The organism is Oceanobacillus sp. FSL W7-1309 (genome assembly GCF_038002145.1).
Lineage (GTDB): Bacteria > Bacillota > Bacilli > Bacillales > Amphibacillaceae > Oceanobacillus > Oceanobacillus profundus.
The window spans coordinates 1,440,435-1,464,611 of record NZ_JBBOBX010000002.1 but is presented as its reverse complement, the minus strand read 5'-3'; the positions used below and the strand labels follow the sequence as shown (position 1 = coordinate 1,464,611).

Here is a 24,177-nt window from a genome sequence, read left to right as displayed (position 1 = left end):
AACTTCTGCGTAAAAGTTAAACAAATACCTAGCATGTGATTCAGGATACGGTCACATGCTAGGTTATTTTTACGCCGTTAAAAATGTTAATAGTTCTCGATTAAATTTTTCTTGTTCCTCCCAAAATAATCCGTGTCCACTATGTTCAAACCAGATAAGCTTGGAGTGCTGTATTTGTTGATGCAGGACGGACGCAAGCTGGGGAAGGCAAATTTGATCATGTATTCCCTGGAAAATAAGAGTAGGTGCTTGAATGCTTTCCACATCAGCAAAGAGTACTTCATCTCTCAATGTGACTAAAATATTAGCTGTGGAATAACCACTTGCCACAATTCCTAATTGGAAAAACCATTCCTTAAAAGCTGGTGTCAGCGCTCTGTAGAAAAACATGTTCGTTAAATCTGCTAGCATTTGTGGACGATTATCGTACGTTTGTTGGATAAGCTGATTTACTTCATTAGCTTGTAAGCCATATGGAAATCCTGGTCGCTGGATGAAGCTAGGTGCTGCTGCAGCGAATAGAGCAAGCTTATCTACACCATATCCACGATGTCTGCCCATATATCGAATAACGATTGCACCACCAACTGAATGACCGGCAAGTGTAAAATGTTTTAAACCGAGTGTGTCAACAATAACGCGAATATCATCTGCAAGACGATCATAAGAATAACCTTCCCATGGTTTATCGGATTGACCAAAACCTCTTAAATCAATTCCGATACAGCGATAGCCCATACCAGGAAAAACATTAAATTGATATTCAAATAACCGGTGATTTGCTGGCCATCCATGCACAAACAGAATAACTTTTTCACTTGTTGGATTGATATCCTCCACATAAATGTTAACAGATGGTTCGACCTGTACATAATATCCCATTGTTTCTCCTCCTTGATTAAATCCCTTTTATACACATATTCTAAAGGAGGCTAGGATAAGAACTAATTCCATCAATAATGAAGTATATTTACTGTTCAGGCAGTGATGTTAACTGTAAAATTAGGATATCGATAAGAAGGGGTGATCAGATGACGCCATATCCGAATGTTAGCGAAACAAAGGAGCTAATTAGACAATTAGTATCAATTCCAAGTCCGTCTGGGTATACGTTTCAAGTGATTCAATTTGTAGAACAATTTTTACAGGATTTAAATGTAGAAACGAAACATAATCGAAAAGGAGCTTTAATCGCAACCTTGCCTGGTGCAAATAAGGATGAGCATCGCATGCTGACTGCTCATGTAGATACATTAGGAGCAATGGTAAAAGAAGTAAAGAGTGATGGCCGACTTCGTCTTGATTTGATTGGTGGTTTTCGCTATAACTCGATTGAAGGAGAGTATTGTGAGGTTCATACAGCGAATGGGGAAGTTATAACCGGAACAATTTTAATGCATCAGACCTCTGTTCATGTATATAAAGATGCCGGTGACGCCAAACGTGACCAGACGAATATGGAAGTGCGGATTGATGCAAAGGTTGAAAATGCAGAAGAGGTACGGACGCTTGGAATTGAGGTTGGGGATTTTGTTTCCTTTGATCCACGTGTACAGCTGACTGAAAATGGGTTTATTAAATCACGTCATTTAGATGATAAAGCGAGTGTAGGTATTTTATTACAGCTTATCAAACGAATCAAAGCGGAAGAGATAAGACTTCCGTATACAACGCATTTTCTTATTTCCAATAATGAAGAGATTGGTTATGGTGGAAATTCCAACATTACTCCTGAAACTGTGGAATATTTAGCAGTGGATATGGGAGCAATGGGAGATGGGCAGTCGACAGATGAGTATACTGTTTCCATTTGTGTCAAAGATGCGACAGGACCATACCATTATGGTTTGCGAAAACACCTTGTTGAACTGGCTGAAGCTAATAACATTGGCTATCAATTGGATATTTATCCATTCTATGGTTCAGATGCTTCGGCAGCAATTCGTGCAGGCCATGATATTATTCACGGATTAATTGGACCAGGAATAGACTCATCCCATGCTTTTGAGCGAACACATGAAAGTTCACTTATTCAAACGGAAAATTTGTTATATCATTATGTACAATCAGAAATGATTGGTTATTAACTTTAAATAAACCGCCTTTCTAAATAAATCTAATTACAATATAGTTGAGAAATCCCACCTGCATGAAGTAGGTGGGATTTATTTGCACTTACTTCATAGAAGACTTCCAGATAGTTTCTCCTGTCAGTGCCCCTTTTAATAATAAAAGGATTGTTTTTATTACCCACCTTTTCAAATTCCGAGAGTTGTTTTAAGAAAACCGTTATTATCTTTCGATTCATGCAGTCTTAGTAGTGCTGCGTGATACTCCCTATATTCAGGGACCTCCATCTCCAAGCCGTTGTCGGAATCATAAAACGTTTCTAACGTATAGAAATAACTCGTTCTATCCTTCCAAGTGACTTCTAAAAGAGTTCCATTTTCGTAATTTAATAATTTCTTGACCAAAGAGCTAATATACACTATTTCACCACTTTTACAGGTAGTAGAAGCTTGTTTAGGTGATACTGCTATGGTAAGAAAAAAGTGAGTACCATGGCAACAATTATTCCGCTCGTTTTAGCTACTCCTGCCAAATTTTTTGTGTTTGGGCATATTACTTCTCCTAATCATGATACAAAATGATGTACCACCATTTGGACCTAATTTGCTCATGATACATCGTCTTAATAATCAACTTTAATTGTATCTAGTCAATGATATTTATTAAAATTATTCTTTTAGCATATGATTATAATGGTTTACGTCCGAACCAATCGTAACGATTTTTGGAAATCCACATGTACAGCGGAGATAAGAGCCTATCGATATATGGCAGATAAAATAACAAGCTGAAAGGAAAGGTTAATGGCAAAGCAGTTAATATTTTCCTTACAGTATAAAACCCTTCATACAAACGACCTTTGGATGAAAGCATTTGAATCTTATCGTATATATCCCGATTTTTTAAAAAGTGGAATTTATAGCTCCCCTCAGCTACTTGAACCGGTATCCAATGAATTCGTCGAAACCAGTCTAATTTTTGAACAGCTATCTTCACAGTTGAACATAAAGGGCATTCTCCATCATAAAAAACTATATGTCTCATGTTGAACAACCTCCTATTATTTTTTACCCTTTCTAAAATAAGATAAAACTGTCTTCTATATAATCGAAGCGAGCAGGAAGCGGTAACTAACCTTCGACATCTCACACAACCGTCTGCACGGTTCGGAATAGGGAGGTTTCATCTAATTCCAATGTGTTGTTTGAAATCGTATACGCAGACTTTTCAGTCCCTGTCTTTTCTCAATTCTCTCTACTCCATATGACCCTTGGGTAAGAAATATTTGCGAGTTATTTTGATTAACATGACAAAAGATGTCATGTTTATATTATATAGTTTACAGGTAATGAAAGGAGATTTTTCATGAATCAAAGACGAAATACGGTATTGTTCATAGCGTCAAGTTTGGATGGATACATTGCTACGAAAGATGAATCTCTTGAATGGCTATTCAAGGTTGAAGGTGAAGGAGATAACGGCTTTGCAGAGTTCTATGAAACAGTTGATACACTTTTAATGGGAAAAAGAACTTACGATTGGGTAATGAAGCAAGATTTTGAAGAGTTCCCATATAAAAATAAGGAATGCTATGTGTTTACGAGATCTTCTTATGAGGATACCGAGAATGTGAAATTTGTTAAGGATGATGTAAATAATTTCATGAACAAGCTAAAAAACAAAGACGGTAATAACATTTGGGTAGTCGGTGGAGGTGAACTGCTAAATTCTTTTATGCAGAAAGATTTAGTTGATGAATTCATTATAACCATTGCACCAACTATAATAGGTAACGGGATCCCTTTATTTAAAGAAGGAAATCGACAATTAGACCTTTCTCTGAAAGGAACTAAGAAATTTAATCAATTTATTGAATTGCATTATGAAGTTAAAAAGTAAATTAACTAAGGGAATAAAAGGTCTAATAAAAAGTGTTGTTTTTCTTTTTAAACTTCTTCCACAATTTGGGCCCATTAATGGAATAATACTTAATTTTATTGTATCCATAAAAATCCCTTTGGATAATGCAAAATCCAAAGGGGCAAAAATTCGCATCTTTTTTACAAACGTCGCGACTTTATTTTAGGTCTACACAAACCACCATATGATGGTTTGTTATTATTTTAATATGAATCTATAGCTGCATTTGATGGTTGCGCCATTCTTAATTCGACTTCCTTTTTTACTCTTTCAAAGAGCCTGTCGATTATTTCTCTATTTACATCATTTTCAGTTATTTCTAATGAAAAAGGCTCTCAACATATTTCGATCCATAGAATTTTTATAAAAAATATTGTTCATTTTCCGCTTGGGTTATTCGTTAAAGCGCTCATTTGCTTAAGATTGATATCAGAAATGATTATTACAATTTGTTATTCAGTAAAGATAGCAAGATTCTCCAGCGTGGATCCTAAACCTGTGTCATGATCCTCCTTCCGTATTCCTTCAGGTACGTTTTCGCATACAATAGTAACCTTTGTGCCTTCTGAAACAGGTTCCAAGAGCCACTTCTGTATCATCTCGCCCGAGAATGATGGATCCTCGGAATCGAATTTTATTGATTGCACAATTCGTTTGTCTGGAACCAACTCCAAAAACTTCCCTTGGGCTACGTCAGTGTTTTCCGTAGTCTTTCCAGGGTTTGAGTGATCCATTTCGTATTTAAGAATCAGTTTATAAGTTCCGCCTTCACGGGGATCAAACATGTCAATATGACCCGACATTCCTTTCGGTGGAAGCCACGAAACCAATGATTCTGGGTTCAAAAACGCCTGATAAATAGTTTGTGGAGATGCCATAATTACTTTTGAAGCAGAATCTATTCTCCTATTACTTGATTTATTCGCCATGATAAAACCCTCCTTATAGTCATTCCCTTAATCTTTTTAATTTTACCACAATAAAAGCAACTAATTTCTTCTCGATTGCTAAAAGGTTATACTTTTATTCCTTTAACTGGCCTGATTGCTTCCAATTTATTAATCTTACGTTTTAATGATGCTATAATTGCCTCTTAAACAAGGGTCTAGAAAACTTTAGAATAAATTAACATTTCAAAAAGGACTATCTCAAAAAAATGAAATAGTCCTTCAAATATATGTTTTATAATACGTACCCATAAATGCATATAAAATGAAATAGGGTGCCGAGCAAGATGAAAATATGAAAAATTTCATGGAAACCGACATGTTTAAAGCTTAAAAATGCGGGCTTCAGCCAATAAATAACGGCTCCAATTGTATATAGTAGACCACCAAGAATAAGGAAGAACATCCCGTTCGTTCCGATAATCGGTGCAAGTGATCCACTGAAAAACACTACAATCCAGCCCATGATGACATAGAGTGCAGTTGATAACCACCTCGGTGCATGAAACCAAACTAGTTTAAAAATAACCCCTGCAATCGCAAGTCCGCTGATGACACCGAATAAAATCCAGCCAGTTACACCATTTAAACTGATTAAACAAAACGGCGTATACGTTCCAGCTATGAGTACAAATATCATCGAATGATCGACCCGTCGTAAAAATGCGATGATTCGATCCCTTGCTATAACCATATGATATGTAGCAGATGCAGCATATAGCAGGATCATGCTAATTCCAAAAATAATGACAGCGGTTATTGCAAGCGCTGATTCTGTTGTATCTAGAGCCTTCATTATCAATGCAAAAAGTCCCGCGATTGATAAAATTGCCCCGAATAAATGTGTAAATCCATTGATCGGTTCCCGAATGTAATTATTCATATTAACACCCCTATAATGATAAGTAGTTTTAAAAACTATATGTACATAATAAACGTATTATATGATGTAGTCAATGTTTACTTCGAGAAAATTTCGCTTTATAATGAACATACTATATATAAATGAGGTTGTTACAATGAAACATAAACATGAATGGATGGAAACACTCCATTTAGATAACCAGTTATCTATTGAGGATATCCCAGATTTAGATCTTTATATGGATCAGGTAATTCAACTATTTGAGAAGAAGTTTGTAGGTCAAAAGCGGAATGATGATGAAAAAGTACTTACAAAAACAATGATAAATAATTATGCAAAAGGGAAATTGTTTTTTCCAATTAAAAACAAGAGGTATTCGAAGGGACATTTAATGTTGATAAGCATGATATATCAAATGAAGGGTGCATTATCAATCAATGATGTAAAGCTGACACTTGAAAGGCTGAATACGAAAATAACGGACGAGTCCTTTGATTTACAACGATTATACAGTAGTTATTTGGAATTAATGAATGTAAACCATGCCATGTTTGAAAAAGACCTGCTCGAACATATGAATGAGGTTGAAACAGAAGTTGCTGAAGTGAATGATAATGATGAGCCGTATTTGGAACAAGTACTACTTGTGGCTACACTTACAAATATGAGTAATTTTTACAGAAAAGCAGCGGAAAAGCTTGTGGATGAAATGAATCAAAAGGAAGAGGGTGATAAGAATGAAGCTTAGTATTTTGGATCAAGCACCAATTGCAAAGGGGCATACTGCGAAGGAAGCATTAGACGCTTCTATTGAACTCGCTCAGCTTGCAGACCGCTTAGGATATAAGCGATATTGGGTAGCAGAGCATCATGATCTTGATGGATTAGCGAGTCCAGCTCCAGATATTTTGCTTGGAATAATTGGATCGCAAACTGAAAGAATTCGTTTAGGCTCTGGTGCTGTCTTATTGCCGAATTATAAACCATATAATGTGGCAGAAAGATATCATATGTTAGCAACTTTATTCCCTGGTCGGATAGATTTAGGAATTGGCAGAGCGCCAGGCGGATCGGCTGAGGTTTCAATTGCTTTAGCTGGTAACTTCTTGGAGAAAGTGAAAAACATGCCTAAGCTTTTGGATGAATTGCTTCATTTTATCAATTGTGATTTTCCTGAAGAAAATATGTTTGCAAAAATTGCTGCCACACCAATTCCGGAATCAGCACCAATTCCATGGTTGTTAGGAACGAGTGAAAAAAGCGCATATCTAGCAGCTGAAAAAGGGTTGCCTTATGTGTTTGGCCACTTTATGAGTGATGCGGATGGCCCTGCGATCGTTAAAAGCTATTTCGATAATAGTACAACAAATAAAGCCAAAGCTATTGTAACGGTTACCGTCGTTTGTGCTGAAACAACAGAAGAGGCAGAAAAAATTGCTCAAAGTAATTTGCATTGGAAAGTGTTGCAAGCAAAAGGTGAGGGTAAGAACGGTGTACCTTCCATAGAAGAAATAGAACAATATCAGTATACGAATGAAGAAATTCAGATGATTGATAAACTGAAACAGAATCAAATTATTGGAAATCCACAGCATGTAAAAGAAGAGCTTAAGAATCTGCAACAGCGTTATGATGTCGATGAACTAATGATTGTTACTATTACCCATAGCTATGAAGCAAGGAAGAGGTCATATGAGTTATTAGCAGAGCTGTTTTGATTTTGTATGATACTGAAAAAGTTGGTTAAACTACTCCTGCAATAAATATGAAGGAGGAGTAGTAAATGGGATTTATTTGGTCATTAATCATTGGAGGAATTTTAGGTTGGATAGCCAGTCTAATAACCGGGCGTGACATTCCTGGAGGAGTTTTTGGAAATATTATCGCTGGTATTATTGGTGCATGGCTCGGAACACTCATACTCGGCCAATGGGGTCCAGTAATGGGAGGGTTCTATATTGTCCCGGCCTTGATTGGAGCAATTGTGCTCATTTTAGTTGTGAGCTTTGTCATGCGAAGTATGCGACGTAATACGAAATCAGCACAAAGCTAAAAATTATATGAAATAGTAAAAGAACCTTTTTCAGAGAGGGTTCTTTTTTTGTTCTTAATGAAATAAGCATAAAAAGCGATCTCCAACAATACATATTAATGGACAAGCATATGTACTTGAAGGTGGTGGTTATAATGGAAAATTGGGTTACGGATATCATGGAAAAACTTGGATATTTGGGAGTTTATCTAATGATGGTTTTAGAGAACGTTTTTCCTCCGATTCCATCAGAAATTGTATTACCATTCGGTGGGTTTCTGACGACATATACTGATTTAACAGTATTTGGTGTCGTCGTTGCTGCAACAGCAGGTTCGGTTATAGGTGCAATGATCTTATATAGTATTGGTATGCTGCTCGATGCAGAACGATTAGAAAAAATAATAAATCGCTGGGGACATATTCTGCGACTAAAAAAGGAAGATATTCGCAAGGCGGACGCATGGTTTGACAAGTATGGTTATTGGACCGTCTTATTCTGTAGAATGGTACCAATTGTTCGAAGCTTGATCTCGATTCCAGCTGGCATGGCCAGAATGAATTTTTGGCTATTCCTCCTTTTTACAACAATCGGCACAATCCTCTGGAATGTTATTCTTATCACATTAGGCTCAGTCCTTGGGGCAAACTGGCAAAAAATAATTGGATTCATGAATATCTATTCTGATTTCGCTTTCACTCTAATCATTATTGGGACGATTTTATTTATTATCTGGCTTATTAATAGGAAGAGAAAAAGGAAGTAGAGAAATATTCCATTTCCTTTTTCTCTTCCTATTATCACTCCGGCCAGTTTCCGCACCACGTTGTTTTAAAACCTCTAAAAAGTACCATCTTTCATCGCTAAGACACCACCCCGTCTGCCATAGCACCACCTTTCATCGCTAAGACACCAAATCAGACTATAATAAGCACCATCCCTCGTCTCTAAGACACCAACCCCGTCTAAAAAAGCACCATCCCTAATCACAATGCCCCCAGCAACGGCAACAGCTATCAACACTACGAACGTTCACACCTAAAGGCGCACTCCACAATAAGCCCCGAGACCTAGTCCAAAATATTTCTCAGGCTCATTATCGAAAGTCTCCTAAACCGGTAAGATGGAATCAAGATAAAGAAAGGAGGCAAACGAAATGAAAAAATTTATGTTGTTTATTGGAGGGTTAATTGCCCTGTTCATATTAATGGCAAACATTGGACCAATGGTGCTCTTAGCACTTAGCGTTTGGTTGCTATACGTCTGTTTTAAGAAATTCGTAAAAACTGATTCAACACTAGCAAAAGTCGGCTGGGCATTAGTTGGATTGCTTGTATTAAGTATTACGTTCTCTAATCTGTATGCTGTAATGGGAGTAGCTGCAGCGTACGTACTTTACCTTATTTATAAAAACTGGAATAAAGAAGAAGACCCAGTTGTTCATGTTGTAGAGGATGATGATCCATTTACAAATTTTGAGAGGCAATGGGCCGAATTAAATAAGTAAAGCAAATGTCATAACAAATTAGAAACCACCACTATTTTAATAATCAAAAGTAAAAAAGGAGAGATTTTTATGTCAACTAACATTTTTACACGCATTAAAGATTCGATTTCAGCTGATCTTCATACAATGATGGATAAAAAGGAACAAAAAAATCCGATTGCTGCATTAAATCAATACTTGCGTCAAAGTGAGCAAGAGAAAGAAAAAGTTCGAAAGCTTATTGACCGTCAGTATAAATTAAAAGAAGAATTTTCACGCGAATATTTGAAGGCTCAAGAATTAGCTGACAAACGTCTAAAGCAGTCGGCAATCGCTGAAAAAGCAGAGGAACAAGCAATGCATGAATTTGCGTTGAAAGAGTATGAGGAGTATCAAGCACGCGCTGAACGTATGAAAGCTTCAAGGGAAGAAGCGATTGAACAGCTTGACACACTTGAGCAAAAATACGAGGATATGAAACATCGCTTAAAGGATATGCACTTGCGTCGTATGGAGTTAATGGGCCGTGAAAATATTGCAAAAGCAAACCATCAAATTAATCGAGTTGTTGAAGATACATCGGAGAAGCCATTCTCTAAATTCGATGAGATGGAGCAGTACATCGAGAATCTTGAATACAAAGTGAATAGCTCGTACTATCGTAGCACGTTTGATAGTAAGATTGCAGCACTTGAAAAAGAATTAAACGAAAAAGCAAATTAACAACGGTAGAACATACATGCAGAAAAAATAAAAAACATGATATACTAGTACAGGCGCAGAAAAAATCCTGCGTCTGTATTGTTTAGAGTTGCTAAAATAACGTAACGGTTTGTTTCATTTATATATAATATTACATACAACAAAGGAGGATTACAAAATGTTCAAAAGACTAACAACAGATTATTTCAACTGGATATTGATCATTGGTGTGATTCTCCTTATATTTGAGATTGCCTTTTTTTTCGGTGGCTCGATCATTCCAGCGTTATTTTCTGCATTGTTTATGTATATTGGCTGGAAAAATTTCCATAAATTATGGGGGAAAATTGTATTCTGGATAGCGCTTGTTAGCATGGTGTTTTCAGTGCTAAATCTACTTGCGGTACGCTTTTTGATTATCGCAGCTATTATTATTTTTATTATTAACTATTCAAAGTCTAAAAGCGAAGCAACTCAGTTTGATCCGATTCTTCCGGATGCCGAGAAGAATCATGAATCGATTTTGAAAGTAAATCCGTTATTCGACCATAAGTTATTTGACGACCAAATCACAGAAGATGTTGCGTACCAGTGGAAAGATGTAAATATCCACGGCGCATTTGGCGATCGGATTATTGATTTAAGTAATACGGTGTTGCCAAATGATACAGCTGTTATATCAATCCGGCACGTCATTGGAAATATCGAAATTTATGTACCTTATGAAGTTGAAGTAAGCATTCATCACAGCTCAGTGTTTGGTAAAGCTCATATATTAGGAAAGCATCATCTAAAATTAATGAATAAGTCGATCCACTATCAAACGGCGAATTATGATACAGCATATCCGCGTGTGAAAATAATTACCTCACTTTTTTCTGGAGATATTGAGGTGAAACGGATATGAATACAATTTTCAAGCATATTTTGATGGCCGTTGCTTGCAGCATATTATTAGCAGTTACGTTGGTGCTCATTACTTTTTTTGGCTTTTCACTTGATAAGGCAGAAGGCTGGGGATTGCTTTGGCAGCAGAAAATCGGTGATGTATCTTTCATACTTACGATTGTAATAATAGCGATCATGTTTGGTACAATTATTGGTTTTACAACAGGCTGGTATTGGAACCAAAGACTAACCCAAATCGATCGAAAGCTTGATGTCATGATAAAGGGTGGGAAGCTGGGGGCGATTGAAGAATCATATAAAGAGTTGGATAGCATTGAACACCGGATGTATCAATTGCAGGAAAAAATTCGAAATCAAGCAGAGAATGCACAGCGAATTGCAACGGAACGAGCAAATGAGCGTGAGCAAAGCCTCCAAGAAATTGTTGTCCAAGAAAGAAACCGACTTGCACGTGAGCTGCATGATTCCGTCAGTCAGCAGCTTTTTGCAGCGTCCATGCTCATGTCTGCGATTAATGAAACAGGTTCACTAGAGGATCAAGGGTTAAAAAAACAACTGGAAATGGTAGAAAAAATGATTCATCAATCACAGCTGGAAATGCGGGCATTATTACTCCACTTACGTCCTGTTGCCCTAAAAGGAAAGACGCTGCAGGAGGGTGTTGAAGAGCTATTGCTTGAGCTGACACAAAAGGTTCCCATGGAAATTGAAACAAAGGTAGAAGATTTTAAAGTAGATAAAGGTGTAGAGGACCAACTGTTTCGTATTTTACAGGAGTCTTTATCAAACACGTTACGACATGCTAGGGCAACGACATTGCATGTCTTGCTGATTGAACGAGATGAAACCATTATTTTACGTGTTACCGACAATGGGATCGGCTTCAAAACAGATGCTATAAAAACAAGCTCATACGGGATGCAAAATATGCGGGAACGTGCCTATGAGGTTGGAGGTACTTTCAAAGTCATTAGTTTACCAAATGAAGGGACTCGATTAGAGGTGAAGGTTCCGGTTTTAAGGAAGGAGGAGGATGCACGTGATTAAAGTATTGTTTGTTGATGATCATGAAATGGTACGGATTGGAGTTTCAGCTTATCTTTCTGCACAATCTGATATCGATGTTGTTGCTGAAGCAGATGATGGGGCTCCAGCTGTTGAGCTAGCACTGAAATTACGTCCGGATATTATTTTAATGGATCTTGTTATGAAGGAAATGGATGGCATTGAAGCGACCAAGAAAATTATTGAAAAATGGCCAGAAGCAAAAATTATAATTGTAACAAGCTTTCTCGATGATGAAAAAGTGTATCCAGCGCTTGAAGCAGGTGCAACCAGCTATATGTTAAAAACATCAAAAGCCAGTGAAATAGCAAAAGCAATCCGTGCTACACATGGAGGACAGTCAATACTTGAACCAGAAGTAACCGGAAAGATAATGAATCGTATGCGACACAAGCCAGAAGCAGCGCTTCATGAGCAATTGACGGAACGTGAAATGGAAATTTTGTTATTGATTGCACAAGGAAAAGCGAATCAAGAAATAGCAGATGAATTATTCATTGCCTTGAAGACAGTTAAGGTGCACGTGAGTAATATTTTAGGAAAACTAGAAGTACAGGATCGTACCCAGGCAGTTATATATGCCTTTCAAAAAAATCTTGTGAAATAAGAAGAGCCGCTCTTAGTTAGGAGTGGCTCTTTTTATTTTTACATGATCGAAAGAATAGAATCTTTCAACCATATGATAAATAGAAACAAGCTCATATAAAATAATTAATTCAGGTGGAAAATTCGTTAGGGATGTAGGATTGCTCCTTATAGTTGCTTCACTGTCTTCCCAAAATAAATCTGTGATTTCTTTTAATTGGCTTTGATGAACCGTAACGGCATAGGATTCATCCTCCTGTAAACGTTTTGTGACCCCATATACAGCTTTCATGATTGTATTTTTTTCCCGCTCTGTCCACGATAATTCAGTAATTGGATTACGAGTTAAATTATTCAAATGGTAATGTATAATCCGTAAGCTGCTTAATTGATGCTGTAATTGTTCAAACTGTTCTTGCTCCGATTTGAGAAGCGGATGGAATTTTGCTTCGTCTTTTTGAAACCGACTTAGTTGTTCGGTCTGCAACACAGCATGATCCATTTTGCTTAAATTCTCCTTTACAGGGATGTTTTCTTGCTTACCCTCTAAGATAGCTTGGAATGTGTGTTCAATTAGGTTTGCAGTATCCATTCGTATTGTTGTAACCCTTTTAAAAATATGCAAACGGTATTTTGGCGGTAGAATAAACATGTTTACTAAGGTTGAAACAGCAAGTCCAATTGTTGTGGTCCCCAAACGAATAAAAAACGCAACAAGTAAGTTAGTATGGATGACTTCTACCATTGCAACAGCAGTTAGGGTGGCGACAAGCAAACCAGCATGAAGCTTCAAACGGAAACATGTTACGATTGTACATACTGCTGCAAGTGCATAGGTGAGCGCTGAGTTACCGAAAAGTGAGATAAATAACACCGCAAAAGCAGAGCCTATTGCTGATGCTGGAAAACGGATCAAGCCTTTTTTTATTGAATCGGATACAGTAGGCTCCACGGTTACAATGGCTGTGATAACAGCGAATACAGGTGGCCAGCCTATCCATTGGCACACTAGCGCAGTTAAGAAAACTGCAATACCTGTTTTAACAGTTCGATCACCGATAAATGAAAAGTATCTCACGACAACTCCACTCCAAATAAAAAGTCTTAAATGTTTATAACACGTATCTATTTTCTTACTTCTGATAAGAAATTTCAAATTTTTATAAAAAATGGTTGCATTATTTTAAAAAATCACATAGACTGTATTATAACAACAAACAATATTTAATATTGTTATATAAAAGAGAGGGGAGATAACATGAAAAAGTATGAAAAGCTGTCCTGTCCAGAATGTGGTAAAGAGGTTGATTCTAAAAGTTATACAATGGAATGTGATTACTGTTTGTCAAAAAAAGAGGATTAATTTTTTTATTGTTATTGTTATATAACAAAGTGAAGTTATTCCTATTTATAATACAACAGCAAGGGGAGGAATGCTAATGAACCAAACCACCGTACAAATCAATCATGAAAATCAGTTTAACGAAATTTTAACACCTCAAGCATTAGAATTTCTGGAGAAGCTGCACAACTACTTTGAAGAACGACGTAAAAACCTGCTGGAAATTAGACAGCAAATTCAGGAGAAGCTGAATGAGGGAAAGCAGCTACAATTTCTTTCAGAGACAAAGCAAGTTCGGGAAGGGAATTGGACAATTGATCAACTACCAAGAGATTTGCGGGATAGAAGTCCAAACGTGCCATAAGCGTAATGCGATGGAGATCGGTGGAATGGCAGCTCAAATACCAGTTAAAAACGATGATGCAGCCAATAAAGTCGCATTTGATAAGGTTCGTGCAGATAAGGAGCGGGAAGCGGTTGATGGACATGATGGTACATGGGGTGCACATCCAGGTATGGTTCAGCTTGTTAAAGATATCTTTGATAAAGTGATGCCGACACCAAACCAAATTAACAAGAAACGAGTCGATGTGCGCGTATCGGCGGAAGATTTGGTCCGGTTACCTGCTGGCGAAATTACAGAAGGAGGCCTTCGAACCAATATTAATGTAGGTATCCAGTATATAGCAGCATGGCTAAGCGGGAGAGGAGCTGTACCAATCAACAATTTAATGAAAGACGCAGCTACTGCAGAGATCTCAAGAGCGCAGATGTGGCAGTGGGTTCGCTATCCTAAAGGAGAATTTGTTGATGGCAGAAAAGTAACAATGGAGCTAGTTGAAGAAATCATGCAAGAGGAACTATCGGTGATTGAAGAACAATATGGTACGGATACTTACCGGAAAGGGAATTTTGGACAGGCCGCACAAATTTTTGATGCATTAATAAAACAAGATAGCTTTGCTGAATTTTTAACAATACCAGCCTATAAGGAATTATTAAAAGGGGGAAATGAATGATGTCAAATCAACGTGCTGAAAGTTTACAGAAGAGTTGGGAAAAGGAACTTCGTTGGGTAGGTGTAGAACGTCCGTATACAGCAGAAGAAGTCATTCGTTTAAGAGGATCCATTGATTTGGAATATACTTTAGCAACAAGAGGCTCAAAGAAACTATGGGAATCAATCAATACGGAAGAATATGTGAACGCTTTAGGTGCATTAACAGGAAATCAAGCCGTTCAGCAGGTAAAGGCTGGGTTAAAAGCAATTTACTTAAGTGGCTGGCAGGTGGCAGCGGATGCGAACTTAGCGGGACAAATGTATCCGGATCAAAGCTTATATCCGGCAAATAGTGTACCAAATGTAGTTAAGCGGATTAATCAGGCATTACAGCGAGCGGATCAGATTCATTATTCGGAAGGGAATACAGATATTGATTGGTATGTACCCATTGTAGCGGATGCAGAAGCAGGCTTCGGCGGACAGCTTAATGTGTTTGAATTAATGAAGTCGATGATTGAATCTGGTGCAGCTGGCGTACACTTTGAAGATCAATTATCATCCGAAAAGAAGTGTGGACATTTAGGTGGTAAAGTCTTGCTGCCGACACAAACAGCAGTTAAAAATTTAATTGCAGCACGTTTTGCTGCAGATGTAATGGGGACCCCGACAGTAATTATTGCTCGAACAGATGCCAATGCTGCGGATATGATAACTAGTGATGTAGACCCGTATGATGCACCGTTTATTCAAGGGGAACGAACCTCTGAAGGATTTTATCGAACAAAGGCTGGTATTGATCAGGCAATTGCTCGTGGATTAGCATATGCACCATATGCAGATATGATTTGGTGTGAAACTTCAGAGCCGAATATGGAAGAGGCGAGACATTTTGCTAATGCAATCCATGAGAGATATCCCAATAAGCTATTGGCATACAATTGCTCTCCATCCTTTAACTGGAAGCATAAACTTTCTGATGAGGAGATAGCTAACTTCCAGAAAGAGCTTGGGAAAATGGGTTATAAATTCCAGTTTGTAACGTTGGCAGGCTTCCATGCTCTAAATCATAGTATGTTTGAGCTAGCAAGAAGGTACAAAGATGAAGGAATGGCGGCATACTCTAAATTACAGCAGGATGAATTTGCAAGTGAGAAATATGGTTATAGTGCAACACGTCATCAGCGTGAAGTTGGCACTGGCTACTTTGATGAAGTAGCACAAGTAATTTCTGGTGGCACTTCGTCAACAACTGCATTGAAAGGGTCGACAGAAGCTGAACAATTTACAAGCTAATTATCTTGAAGTAAATATAGTTCAAAATTCCTGACAAAACGAATTAAAATAATAAAAAAAATGCTTATCCTAAAGAAATAGGGTAGGCATTTTTTTGGTACTCGCTATTTTTATTGGATTATTTCGATAATTATATGAAGGTTTTGTTAAGATATGAAGCAAAATTAGGCGATTTATGTCGTTTTTGAAATATAATTGTAACATTACTATAATATGAATGTCATTTTACAATGCTATAATTCATATTGCCTAGAAAAATTAATACATAATTAAAAAACAATCACATAGTTTAGCAATATTTAATTCATAGAAGACTACATAAAAAGAGCTTTGCGGTGTGAAATGGGAAGCGGGGAAATGAAAGTTGAGAAAGACATTTATGGCGTTATCCACTGTTGCAGTGGTTGGTTTAGGTAGTACTTTATTCACTGTATCAGCCCAGGCAGAATCCATTCAAGATATTGAAAACAAGCAAGCACAAATTCAAGAAGAGCGAGATGCAATTAAAGCAAACCTATCTGATGCTGATAGTAAAATAGCAGAGGTTTTAATAGATTTAGAGAAATTAAATGAAGAAATTGAAAAGGTAAATAAAGCCTTAAAAGAAAACCAAAAGCAAATGGATAATACAAATGAAGCTATTTCTGAGAAAGAAGATGAGGTAGCTCAATTAGAAAAGGAAATTAAGGAACTAGAAAAAGCAATCGAAAAGCGTTTTGAAATATTGAAGGAACGCGCTGTATCCTATCAGCAAAGTGGTGGGGATATCAGTTACCTTGAAGTAATTTTCGGATCCCAAAGCTTTGGTGACTTTATTAGCCGTGTTTCAGCAGTAAATAAAATTTCAGAGTCTGATAGTTCATTAATCAAAAAGCAGGAAGAAGATAAAGCTGCTGTAGAAGAAAAACAGGATGCTGTACTTGCGAAATTAGACGAATTAAATGAAATGAAGATTGAAATTGAAGGAATGCTTGCCTTAGTTGAAGAACAAAAAGCATCAAATGAAGATAAAAAAGATACACTTAAAGCAAAAGAAAATGACTTACGCGTATTAAAAGATGAGCTTCAGGTAGAAGACTCCAAGCTTGCAACACTAGAAAAAGAAGTGAAAACTAGTTTACAAGCAGCAGTAGAGCCTGCACCAGAAACAGAAGTTGCAAGTGCTAATGCAACTGGAAATACAGATACAGGTTCATCTGAAAAAGCTGCATCTGGCGGAGAGTTACAAACTTTAAGCAAAGAATCAACATCAAGACCTGCAGCATCTGGCAATCTTAGTACGGCAATTAATGCTGGATTCTCTCATATTGGAACACCATATGTATGGGGAGGCAAAGGTCCAGGAGGATTTGATTGTTCTGGATTCGTATCCTGGGCATTTGCTCAAGCAGGAATTTCTATTCCATCAAGCACTACAGGCTTAGCGACAACAGGTACAAAAGTTTCTTCTAGCAATATGCAGCCTGGAGATATCGTATTCTTTGACACCTATAAAAAGAACGGGCATGTTGGAATCTATCTTGGTGGCGGTAAATTTATTGGCGCACAAAATTCTACGGGATTAGCTGTTGCTGATATGACAAGTGGTTACTGGGAAAGCAAGTTCGCAGGTCATGTTCGAAGTGTAAAATAATAAAGTAATAGAAAAAACCATTCTGAAGGAATTCAGAATGGTTTTTTCTATGTACGGAAGTATTTAATTATTATCTTTTAGTAGACTTATTTTGGATTTCAAGTTTTCTAATGTTTTTTTCGTATATATTTAAGCTTGTTTATTCTATTCTCCATGCTAATATCTGATTCCGCTTCGGAAAACAAAAAGTGGTTTAGACTATGATCAAGTAGGATATATTATATATGCTGTAATAGCAAGAGATTTTACAGTAAAACTTGCAGCTGACGAAAGGAACATACATATGAAAAATAGAGCATTTTTAAATCCGGTATTTTTTGTTTCAGCTATTGTTATTTTTTTATTAGTCATTATCGGAGCCGTTGCGCCTTCACGATTTGGCAAAGTCGCTGAGACGCTATTTAATTTTACGACTACGAATTTTGGATGGTTTTATTTACTTGCTGTATTTAGTTTTATTGCATTTTTAATTGTTCTTGCAATAAGCAAATACGGAAGGCTAAGGCTCGGAAACGCAAGTTCTCGGCCGGAGTATCCTTTCTTTACCTGGATTGGTATGCTATTCTCCACAGGATTTGGTTCTGGTCTTGTGTTCTGGGGAGTTGCAGAACCGATGAGCCACTTTTTAAACACACCATTTCCTGGACTTGATCCCCAAACTCCAGAAGCAGCGAGAGTAGCAATGGGGTATGCTTTCTTTAACTGGGGGATTAGCCAGTGGTCTGTATTCGCTATTGTTGGACTTGTCATTGGTTATGTTCAATTTAGAAAAGATAAAAATGGTCTTATTTCCACTTCGATTCGTCCTATAGTCGGATCGAAAAAAATAGTTGCAAACACAGTCGACTCTTTTGCAGTTATAGCGACAGTCATGGGAGTTGCAACCTCATTGGGACTTGGGATTTTACAGATGAATGGTGGGATGACTTCGATATTCGGAATGCCGAATTCAATCGGAATTCAAATTGTTATTGCTTTAGTAATGCTCATTACTTACTTATCTTCTTCAATAACAGGTTTAAATAAAGGGATGAAATGGTTAAGTAATATTAATCTTGCAGCATGTCTATTATTGCTATTATTTGTTTTCTTTGCGGGACCAACAGTATTTATATTAGAAACCTTTGTTTTGGGGTTAGGAGATTACTTGACCAACTTTGTTCAGTATAGCTTGCGAATGACACCATATGAAGGTGGTACATGGGTACACGAGTGGACGATTTTCTATTGGGCATGGGCAATATCTTGGTCCCCATTTGTAGGTGCTTTTGTTGCACGAGTTTCGAAAGGTAGAACGATAAGAGAGTTTATTTTCGGTGTACTTGTAGTTCCCCCTGCAATTGCCTGTTTATGGATAGCTGTATTTGGAGGAACAACGCTCTACAGTGATTTAAATCTCGGAACACAAATAGCGGAGGCTGTAGATGTAGATTTAGCAGTAGCACTATTTGAAACCTTTGGGACGTTGCCATTATCGACAATTTCTTCAGCATTAGCTGTTCTGCTTATCTTTACATTTTTAGTAACCTCTGCAGATTCTGCAACCTATATAATAGGGAGTATGACCTCAAAAGGAAGTATAAACCCTTCTATTATTACGAAAGTGATCTGGGGTGTTTTAATTACCGCAATAGCTGTTGTACTACTGATGGCAGGTGGCCTGGAGGCATTGCAAACTGCATCATTAACTTCAGCATTACCATTAACGGTTATAATTCTTATAATGATGATCGCATTTCTAAGGACTTTATCGAAAGATTTTAGAGATAAGAAGAAGCGATGATTATGAAAACAGCTGGAATGTCCAGCTGTTTTTTTAGTAGGAGAATTGGCGTTTTCTAGAGAACTTAGTGTATAAACGGCATATCTATAGCGAAGAATGATTTCATAAGAATCGTTATACTGAGAGGCAGCAAAATGCTTTATAAAATTTACTTTGTTAATTGTTCGTTAAATATAGACTCATATTTTCAAATATATTATAATCATTTTAGGGAAGTGGGTGATTCATGTGGGAAGGTAAAACAATATAACAGATTCAGCAATGATTTGGTGAATGTATTTTTTACCTATGTGTTGAATCATCAATGTACGGAGTTTCAATATAATTATACTTAATTTTTAGAAATCAGGAGGTGAAGTCCTTGTGTGTCACACACAAGGACCTTAATTGGACATATCCACGATAGTGAATTTACTTGCAGTTGCTGTACTAATTGCAATGACCGCTTTTTTTGTAATGGCAGAATTTGCCATTGTAAAGGTGCGTAGTACACAACTTGAACCACATATTGAAAACGGTAAGAAAAAGGCGATTTATGCCAAACAGGTTGTTTCACATTTAGATGAATACTTATCAGCCTGTCAGCTTGGTATCACAATTACAGCATTAGGTATCGGGCGTTTGGCAGAACCAACATTTGAGCGATTGCTTCATCCGTTGTTTGGTGTTTTTGAAATTGGCGATGCACTAGTTACGACTCTTTCAATTATAGTTTCCTTTGCATTTGCCACATTTCTCCACGTTGTTATTGGAGAGCTTGCACCAAAGACATTGGCAATTCAAAAAGCAGAGCAGGTGACCCTCTTTGTTGCCAGGCCGCTAATGTGGTTTTATCGTTTACTCTACCCATTCATTTGGTTCTTAAACGGTTCGGCACGACTCTTAACACGGGCTGTAGGATTAAAGCCTATGAGCGGTCATGAAGAATCTCATAGTGAAGAAGAACTTCGCTTAATTCTTGCAGATAGCTATAAGAGTGGTGAAATCAATCAATCAGAAATGATGTACGTGAACAACATTTTTGATTTTGATGAACGTGTAGCAAGGGAAATAATGGTTCCTCGAACGGAAATGATTTATTTTTCAAAAGAGGACACTTTCGAAGCAAATCTTGATATTATGCGCGAGGGGCAATTTACGAGATACCCTGTAGCCGATGAGGATAAAGATAACATTATCGGATTAGTAAATTTAAAAGAGATTCTTACTGGTAAGTTTGATGAGCATCGACCAAATACAATTGAGAAATTTATTCGTCCAATTATCCATGTATCAGAAGCCACACCGATTAAGCAGCTTTTGCTCAAAATGCAGAAGGAAAGAATCCATATGGCTATTGTAAATGATGAATATGGTGGAACGGCAGGTCTTGTAACCGTTGAGGATATACTTGAAGAAATTGTGGGAGATATCCGAGATGAGTTTGACGAAGATGAGATGCCAGATGTAGAACAAGTCGACGAAAACATACATCTTGTCTCGGGAAAAATTAGCCTGGAAGAGGTAAATCAGCTTTTAAATATTTACCTTGCAGATGATGAAGTCGATACAATCGGTGGCTGGTTCTTTACAAATAACCTGGATGCCGAAGTTGGAACAGTAATGGAATATGATGGCTATGAGTTTATTCTTGAAGAAAAAGATGGCTATCAGATTAAGCGAATTAAAATTGCAAAATTATAATGCATGAAAAGAAGGCAAGCTCTTTAAGGGTTTGTCTTTTTTGCTTGACGATAGATTTACCTGAACCGTTCTATTTTTATCCATAGCATATGCATTTAGGTTTAAATGAAGTTAATTTAGGTTAAAGGAATAGTACATTTTCTTTTAGGAGGTTGCCTATGGATATAAATGCTAAATTAAAAGAACTGGAAAGTGTAAATAGAGAAAATGGTAATAAGGTTTTTACAATGTACTTAAATACAGATCCAGCTGATCCAGATCAGCAAGGTGGAGAGTGGAAAATCCATTTCAAAAATGGCATGCGGAATTTTGAAAGTTATTTAAAAGAAGGGGATAATAAAGAGGAGCTAAACAATTTTCAAGCTGTAAAGAAAAAGGTAGATCGGTTTATTAAGGAAAACGAGCAACAGCAACAAAAAGGAATTATTGTATTTGCAACTGCTGATGAAGAAGTGTGGTATGCAGAAATCGTTCAAATCCGATTAGAGAATGAGTTTTATTGGCAAGAAACCCCAGAGTTAGATCAGCTTCGAAAGCTAAAGGAGAGTTACCCAAAAACAGGGATCATTCTCGTACAACAAAATCAAATAAAAATTATCGATTCTTATCTTAATCAAATTGAAGACACTTTCTCTTATGAACTTGATGTGGAAACAGACACATGGCGAGTGATGCAAGGTCCTCGTAAAGGTACTTCTGGAACGACAGGTCTAGGTTCCACTAATATGCAGACGGATAAATTTGAGGCTCGTTATGAAGTGAACCAACATCGCTGGTATAAAGAAGTTGCTTCCAAAATAGACAAGCAGGCAAAGGATAGAAATTGGAAGAAAATATATGTTGTAGGTGAGAATGGTGCATCCAACGTACTTACAGACCAAATGAACAAACCGGTCGATGAAATTATACAGAAAAATATGCTTGACCATGAGGAATCAAAAGTGATGCATGAAGTGCTAGGGTAGGGTAGGGGTTGAACTGAATTAAGTATATAAAAATGTCTAAGCGGATTTCGCTTAGACATTTTTTTGTGCGCTCTTATGCATTGTATAAATGAAATACGACGCTTACGATGAAACCTAATCTTCTTCACTCAGATATTTCTCATTCACATAGCCTGTAAAATCTGGGGTTGTTATTTTAACCCATTCGTTACCATCATCTTCAACTTCTACTTCTTGATCTAGTGTTACGAGACCAACAATATCATAATCTGCGCCAGGACCGCTGCGCGCATTTAATTGATCAGCTGTAACATAACGAGTTGAAAAGGTAGTCTCTTCAGGCTCCTCCTCATCCTCTAATTGCTTATTATCTTTGTTATCATTCGACTGATCAGAAGTATTATTTTCGTCGTCTTCATTTGTAGACGTTGTTCTATTGTTCGTAGCGTTCGCCATATCCTGATCTTCATTAGCAGCAAAGTCTGGGTTCATAAAATTATGCTGCATGATGGCAACAAACCCAATAAATAGTGCCGTTAAAATAAGTAATATTGTAAAAATAATTCCCTTTTTTCTATCCATTTCTCACTACTCCTAAAGCGGTAGTTCAAAAAGTTAGATGAAAATGACACGCGGAAACAGTGGACCCATGATTAATAACCAAAATGTCTGCAGGCAGCCATGGTCATTTTCATCCTTTCTTTGAACACACAAAAACTATTATCTAGAAGATAGTATACATGAAATAATAGAAAAAGGAAAAGAAGAAATCAAAGAATCAAAACAATCGAAGAATAATCAGAACTACGGCGATGGAAACAAAAAATGAACTGAAGACATAGCTGATAGCCTTCCAATATCTTTTTTTCACTAGAAGGTTTAATGTTTCATTGCCAAAAGTTGAAAACGTAGTATATGCTCCACAAAAACCTACACCAAGAAATAGCCAAATGCTATTAGAAATCATTCCATCTTGGTTGAATTTAAATAAAAACGCCAAAAACATGGAGCCACTTATGTTGACAATCCATGTAGAAAATATTCGTTTATTCAATTTAAGCGAGATAGAGTACCTAGCAATACTTCCGATAAAACCACCAAGTGCGACGAGTAGTAAATTCATTCGTTTACCTGCTTTCTAGTAGAAATACGATAACCTAGAAAACATAATGCAAGCCCGATTAAAAAAGAAATCATAATATAACCAATAGCCATCGTAACACTTTCATTCCATAATCTAGCTGTCTCTACAGCTAGTGTAGAGAAGGTTGTAAATGACCCAATCAAACCGACAGTAAGTGCCGTTAATAATTCTGGTGCTAACTTTTGTTTGACATTTGGATGGTTTAAAAGGAAAGGAAGCAAAAAACATCCAATTAAATTTACAGTTAATGTAGCAAAGGGGTATCCGTCTGTATCTCCAAACAGCAAGGAAATACAATAACGCCCCCCTGTACCAAGCATACCGCCTGCCCCTACAAATAAGAACAGTTTTACACTCATGCGCTTTGGCATAGTGGACATAAACCGTAAATTTCAAACTTATGTCCTTCAATAGCATAGTTGGCAAGTGTTTGCTGCACTTCATCCATTGGACAAACTTCAATTTCCTTTGTTTTTCCACAGGCATTACAGATAAAATGGTGATGGTGATGATGTGTGCAATTCATACGGAATTGTTTCTCACCATTTAGTTCTGTTGTTTCAAGTATTCCTACTTCATTATATAAATGAAGGTTACGGTAGACTGTATCGAAGCTGATACCCTCATACGTTTCTTCCAAATGATTGATTAAATCCTTGGCAGTACGGTATCCATCAGCCTTTTCAAAAAATGCGAGGATATCTTTACGTCTCCCTGTTGTTTTATAGCCTTTATTTTTTAATAAATCAATCGCTTCATTGATGTTCACG

Annotated in this window: 28 protein-coding genes and 1 pseudogene; 18 read left to right on the top strand and 11 right to left on the bottom strand. The window is 37.0% G+C overall.

The window, feature by feature from the left end; all coding sequences use genetic code 11:
- Nucleotides 1-69 precede the first annotated feature (69 nt).
- Entirely contained in the window at nt 70-882 is an 813-nt protein-coding gene (locus NST46_RS19835) for an alpha/beta fold hydrolase (protein WP_095309407.1), read from the bottom strand.
- A 149-nt stretch (nt 883-1,031) separates the two neighbouring features.
- On the opposite strand from NST46_RS19835, the gene NST46_RS19830 reads away from it, so the two are divergent.
- Nucleotides 1,032-2,087, top strand: a complete 1,056-nt coding sequence (locus NST46_RS19830) for a M42 family metallopeptidase (RefSeq protein ID WP_095309405.1) — start codon at nt 1,032-1,034, stop codon at nt 2,085-2,087.
- Nucleotides 2,088-2,258: 171 nt separating this feature from the next.
- On the opposite strand, the gene NST46_RS19825 is transcribed toward NST46_RS19830, so the two are convergent.
- Both NST46_RS19825 and NST46_RS19820 read right to left on the bottom strand, forming a co-directional pair.
- Entirely contained in the window at nt 2,259-2,474 is a 216-nt protein-coding gene (locus tag NST46_RS19825; RefSeq protein WP_303447955.1) for a hypothetical protein, read from the bottom strand.
- A 283-nt stretch (nt 2,475-2,757) separates the two neighbouring features.
- Entirely contained in the window at nt 2,758-3,114 is a 357-nt protein-coding gene (locus tag NST46_RS19820; RefSeq protein ID WP_095309399.1) for a thiol-disulfide oxidoreductase DCC family protein, read from the bottom strand.
- Nucleotides 3,115-3,435: 321 nt separating this feature from the next.
- Here NST46_RS19820 and NST46_RS19815 point away from each other — a divergent pair, with 321 nt between their 5' ends.
- On the top strand, nt 3,436-3,969 hold the full coding sequence (locus NST46_RS19815; protein WP_095309397.1) for a dihydrofolate reductase family protein: 534 nt from the start codon (nt 3,436-3,438) through the stop codon (nt 3,967-3,969).
- Nucleotides 3,970-4,442: 473 nt separating this feature from the next.
- On the opposite strand, the gene NST46_RS19810 is transcribed toward NST46_RS19815, so the two are convergent.
- Together NST46_RS19810 and trhA are read right to left on the bottom strand one after the other, a co-directional pair.
- Nucleotides 4,443-4,919, bottom strand: a complete 477-nt coding sequence (locus NST46_RS19810) for an SRPBCC domain-containing protein (RefSeq protein WP_095309392.1) — start codon at nt 4,917-4,919, stop codon at nt 4,443-4,445.
- Between the two features lie 253 nt (nt 4,920-5,172).
- Nucleotides 5,173-5,820 (bottom strand): PAQR family membrane homeostasis protein TrhA, encoded by a 648-nt coding sequence (gene trhA / locus NST46_RS19805; RefSeq protein WP_341137640.1) that lies wholly within the window; start codon nt 5,818-5,820, stop codon nt 5,173-5,175.
- Nucleotides 5,821-5,956: 136 nt separating this feature from the next.
- Here trhA and NST46_RS19800 point away from each other — a divergent pair, with 136 nt between their 5' ends.
- The 4 genes from NST46_RS19800 to NST46_RS19785 all read left to right on the top strand — a co-directional run bounded on the left by NST46_RS19800 (nt 5,957) and on the right by NST46_RS19785 (nt 8,601).
- Nucleotides 5,957-6,550, top strand: coding sequence for a DUF1836 domain-containing protein (locus tag NST46_RS19800; RefSeq protein ID WP_341137639.1), 594 nt, complete (start codon nt 5,957-5,959; stop codon nt 6,548-6,550).
- Nucleotides 6,540-7,520, top strand: a complete 981-nt coding sequence (locus NST46_RS19795; RefSeq protein WP_118888771.1) for an LLM class flavin-dependent oxidoreductase — start codon at nt 6,540-6,542, stop codon at nt 7,518-7,520. The genes NST46_RS19800 and NST46_RS19795 overlap by 11 nt, the downstream gene beginning before the upstream one ends.
- A gap of 65 nt (nt 7,521-7,585) precedes the next feature.
- Nucleotides 7,586-7,855 (top strand): GlsB/YeaQ/YmgE family stress response membrane protein, encoded by a 270-nt coding sequence (locus NST46_RS19790; protein WP_095309385.1) that lies wholly within the window; start codon nt 7,586-7,588, stop codon nt 7,853-7,855.
- 134 nt (nt 7,856-7,989) lie between these two features.
- Nucleotides 7,990-8,601, top strand: coding sequence for a DedA family protein (locus NST46_RS19785; RefSeq protein ID WP_095309383.1), 612 nt, complete (start codon nt 7,990-7,992; stop codon nt 8,599-8,601).
- Between the two features lie 74 nt (nt 8,602-8,675).
- Here the strand turns inward: NST46_RS19785 and NST46_RS19780 are convergent, their stop codons facing one another.
- A complete protein-coding gene (locus tag NST46_RS19780) occupies nt 8,676-8,858 on the bottom strand; it encodes a hypothetical protein (protein ID WP_118888772.1) in 183 nt (60 codons plus the stop codon).
- Nucleotides 8,859-8,991: 133 nt separating this feature from the next.
- On the opposite strand from NST46_RS19780, the gene NST46_RS19775 reads away from it, so the two are divergent.
- From NST46_RS19775 to NST46_RS19755, 5 genes are all read left to right on the top strand, one after another.
- Nucleotides 8,992-9,342: a lmo0954 family membrane protein gene (locus NST46_RS19775; RefSeq protein WP_118888773.1), complete on the top strand. Its 351-nt coding sequence runs from the start codon at nt 8,992-8,994 to the stop codon at nt 9,340-9,342.
- A 69-nt stretch (nt 9,343-9,411) separates the two neighbouring features.
- On the top strand, nt 9,412-10,044 hold the full coding sequence (locus tag NST46_RS19770; RefSeq protein WP_095309377.1) for a PspA/IM30 family protein: 633 nt from the start codon (nt 9,412-9,414) through the stop codon (nt 10,042-10,044).
- A gap of 157 nt (nt 10,045-10,201) precedes the next feature.
- Nucleotides 10,202-10,930 carry a cell wall-active antibiotics response protein LiaF gene (liaF, locus tag NST46_RS19765; protein ID WP_118888774.1) on the top strand — a complete coding sequence of 243 codons (729 nt, stop codon included), beginning with the start codon at nt 10,202-10,204 and terminating at the stop codon, nt 10,928-10,930.
- Nucleotides 10,927-11,979 (top strand): sensor histidine kinase, encoded by a 1,053-nt coding sequence (locus tag NST46_RS19760; RefSeq protein ID WP_341137638.1) that lies wholly within the window; start codon nt 10,927-10,929, stop codon nt 11,977-11,979. The genes liaF and NST46_RS19760 overlap by 4 nt, the downstream gene beginning before the upstream one ends.
- Nucleotides 11,972-12,604: a response regulator gene (locus NST46_RS19755; RefSeq protein WP_303447945.1), complete on the top strand. Its 633-nt coding sequence runs from the start codon at nt 11,972-11,974 to the stop codon at nt 12,602-12,604. The genes NST46_RS19760 and NST46_RS19755 overlap by 8 nt, the downstream gene beginning before the upstream one ends.
- A 12-nt stretch (nt 12,605-12,616) precedes the next feature.
- On the opposite strand, the gene NST46_RS19750 is transcribed toward NST46_RS19755, so the two are convergent.
- Nucleotides 12,617-13,660 (bottom strand): aromatic acid exporter family protein, encoded by a 1,044-nt coding sequence (locus tag NST46_RS19750; protein WP_303447944.1) that lies wholly within the window; start codon nt 13,658-13,660, stop codon nt 12,617-12,619.
- 355 nt (nt 13,661-14,015) lie between these two features.
- On the opposite strand from NST46_RS19750, the gene NST46_RS19740 reads away from it, so the two are divergent.
- The 7 genes and pseudogenes from NST46_RS19740 (at nt 14,016) to NST46_RS19710 (ending at nt 22,284) form a co-directional block, all read left to right on the top strand.
- Nucleotides 14,016-14,288: a hypothetical protein gene (locus tag NST46_RS19740; RefSeq protein ID WP_349773859.1), complete on the top strand. Its 273-nt coding sequence runs from the start codon at nt 14,016-14,018 to the stop codon at nt 14,286-14,288.
- A pseudogene (locus tag NST46_RS19735) lies at nt 14,266-14,943 on the top strand (malate synthase A); the annotation flags it as partial. The gene NST46_RS19740 and the pseudogene NST46_RS19735, both read left to right, overlap by 23 nt.
- A complete protein-coding gene (gene aceA / locus NST46_RS19730) occupies nt 14,943-16,220 on the top strand; it encodes an isocitrate lyase (protein WP_095309517.1) in 1,278 nt (425 codons plus the stop codon). The pseudogene NST46_RS19735 and the gene aceA, both read left to right, overlap by 1 nt.
- 364 nt (nt 16,221-16,584) lie before the next feature.
- Nucleotides 16,585-17,853 carry a C40 family peptidase gene (locus tag NST46_RS19725; protein ID WP_240033733.1) on the top strand — a complete coding sequence of 423 codons (1,269 nt, stop codon included), beginning with the start codon at nt 16,585-16,587 and terminating at the stop codon, nt 17,851-17,853.
- Nucleotides 17,854-18,136: 283 nt separating this feature from the next.
- Nucleotides 18,137-19,636, top strand: a complete 1,500-nt coding sequence (locus NST46_RS19720; protein ID WP_095309364.1) for a BCCT family transporter — start codon at nt 18,137-18,139, stop codon at nt 19,634-19,636.
- Nucleotides 19,637-20,023: 387 nt separating this feature from the next.
- A complete protein-coding gene (locus tag NST46_RS19715; protein WP_095309362.1) occupies nt 20,024-21,319 on the top strand; it encodes a hemolysin family protein in 1,296 nt (431 codons plus the stop codon).
- A 158-nt stretch (nt 21,320-21,477) separates the two neighbouring features.
- Nucleotides 21,478-22,284, top strand: coding sequence for a VLRF1 family aeRF1-type release factor (locus tag NST46_RS19710; RefSeq protein WP_118888779.1), 807 nt, complete (start codon nt 21,478-21,480; stop codon nt 22,282-22,284).
- A gap of 114 nt (nt 22,285-22,398) precedes the next feature.
- On the opposite strand, the gene NST46_RS19705 is transcribed toward NST46_RS19710, so the two are convergent.
- The 4 genes from NST46_RS19705 to NST46_RS19690 form a co-directional block, all read right to left on the bottom strand.
- Nucleotides 22,399-22,845, bottom strand: a complete 447-nt coding sequence (locus tag NST46_RS19705; RefSeq protein WP_118888780.1) for an SH3 domain-containing protein — start codon at nt 22,843-22,845, stop codon at nt 22,399-22,401.
- A gap of 196 nt (nt 22,846-23,041) precedes the next feature.
- On the bottom strand, nt 23,042-23,386 hold the full coding sequence (gene crcB / locus NST46_RS19700) for a fluoride efflux transporter CrcB (RefSeq protein ID WP_118888781.1): 345 nt from the start codon (nt 23,384-23,386) through the stop codon (nt 23,042-23,044).
- Complete coding sequence (locus NST46_RS19695) at nt 23,383-23,778, bottom strand: fluoride efflux transporter FluC (protein WP_240033734.1); 396 nt, start codon at nt 23,776-23,778, stop codon at nt 23,383-23,385. The genes crcB and NST46_RS19695 overlap by 4 nt, the downstream gene beginning before the upstream one ends.
- Nucleotides 23,763-24,176 (bottom strand): Fur family transcriptional regulator, encoded by a 414-nt coding sequence (locus tag NST46_RS19690; protein ID WP_095309354.1) that lies wholly within the window; start codon nt 24,174-24,176, stop codon nt 23,763-23,765. The genes NST46_RS19695 and NST46_RS19690 overlap by 16 nt, the downstream gene beginning before the upstream one ends.
- Nucleotide 24,177 lies beyond the last annotated feature (1 nt).

Bases quoted from the DNA above. Each gene is read 5' to 3' on its own strand.
- NST46_RS19835 (WP_095309407.1), bottom strand. From the start codon at position 882: ATGGGATATTATGTACAGGTCGAACCATCTGTTAACATTTATGTGGAG.
- NST46_RS19830 (WP_095309405.1), top strand. From the start codon at position 1,032: ATGACGCCATATCCGAATGTTAGCGAAACAAAGGAGCTAATTAGACAA.
- NST46_RS19820 (WP_095309399.1), bottom strand. From the start codon at position 3,114: ATGAGACATATAGTTTTTTATGATGGAGAATGCCCTTTATGTTCAACT.
- NST46_RS19815 (WP_095309397.1), top strand. From the start codon at position 3,436: ATGAATCAAAGACGAAATACGGTATTGTTCATAGCGTCAAGTTTGGAT.
- NST46_RS19810 (WP_095309392.1), bottom strand. From the start codon at position 4,919: ATGGCGAATAAATCAAGTAATAGGAGAATAGATTCTGCTTCAAAAGTA.
- trhA (WP_341137640.1), bottom strand. From the start codon at position 5,820: ATGAATAATTACATTCGGGAACCGATCAATGGATTTACACATTTATTC.
- NST46_RS19800 (WP_341137639.1), top strand. From the start codon at position 5,957: ATGAAACATAAACATGAATGGATGGAAACACTCCATTTAGATAACCAG.
- NST46_RS19795 (WP_118888771.1), top strand. From the start codon at position 6,540: ATGAAGCTTAGTATTTTGGATCAAGCACCAATTGCAAAGGGGCATACT.
- NST46_RS19790 (WP_095309385.1), top strand. From the start codon at position 7,586: ATGGGATTTATTTGGTCATTAATCATTGGAGGAATTTTAGGTTGGATA.
- NST46_RS19785 (WP_095309383.1), top strand. From the start codon at position 7,990: ATGGAAAATTGGGTTACGGATATCATGGAAAAACTTGGATATTTGGGA.
- NST46_RS19775 (WP_118888773.1), top strand. From the start codon at position 8,992: ATGAAAAAATTTATGTTGTTTATTGGAGGGTTAATTGCCCTGTTCATA.
- NST46_RS19770 (WP_095309377.1), top strand. From the start codon at position 9,412: ATGTCAACTAACATTTTTACACGCATTAAAGATTCGATTTCAGCTGAT.
- liaF (WP_118888774.1), top strand. From the start codon at position 10,202: ATGTTCAAAAGACTAACAACAGATTATTTCAACTGGATATTGATCATT.
- NST46_RS19760 (WP_341137638.1), top strand. From the start codon at position 10,927: ATGAATACAATTTTCAAGCATATTTTGATGGCCGTTGCTTGCAGCATA.
- NST46_RS19740 (WP_349773859.1), top strand. From the start codon at position 14,016: ATGCTAATGAACCAAACCACCGTACAAATCAATCATGAAAATCAGTTT.
- aceA (WP_095309517.1), top strand. From the start codon at position 14,943: ATGTCAAATCAACGTGCTGAAAGTTTACAGAAGAGTTGGGAAAAGGAA.
- NST46_RS19720 (WP_095309364.1), top strand. From the start codon at position 18,137: ATGAAAAATAGAGCATTTTTAAATCCGGTATTTTTTGTTTCAGCTATT.
- NST46_RS19710 (WP_118888779.1), top strand. From the start codon at position 21,478: ATGGATATAAATGCTAAATTAAAAGAACTGGAAAGTGTAAATAGAGAA.
- NST46_RS19705 (WP_118888780.1), bottom strand. From the start codon at position 22,845: ATGGATAGAAAAAAGGGAATTATTTTTACAATATTACTTATTTTAACG.
- crcB (WP_118888781.1), bottom strand. From the start codon at position 23,386: ATGAATTTACTACTCGTCGCACTTGGTGGTTTTATCGGAAGTATTGCT.
- NST46_RS19695 (WP_240033734.1), bottom strand. From the start codon at position 23,778: ATGCCAAAGCGCATGAGTGTAAAACTGTTCTTATTTGTAGGGGCAGGC.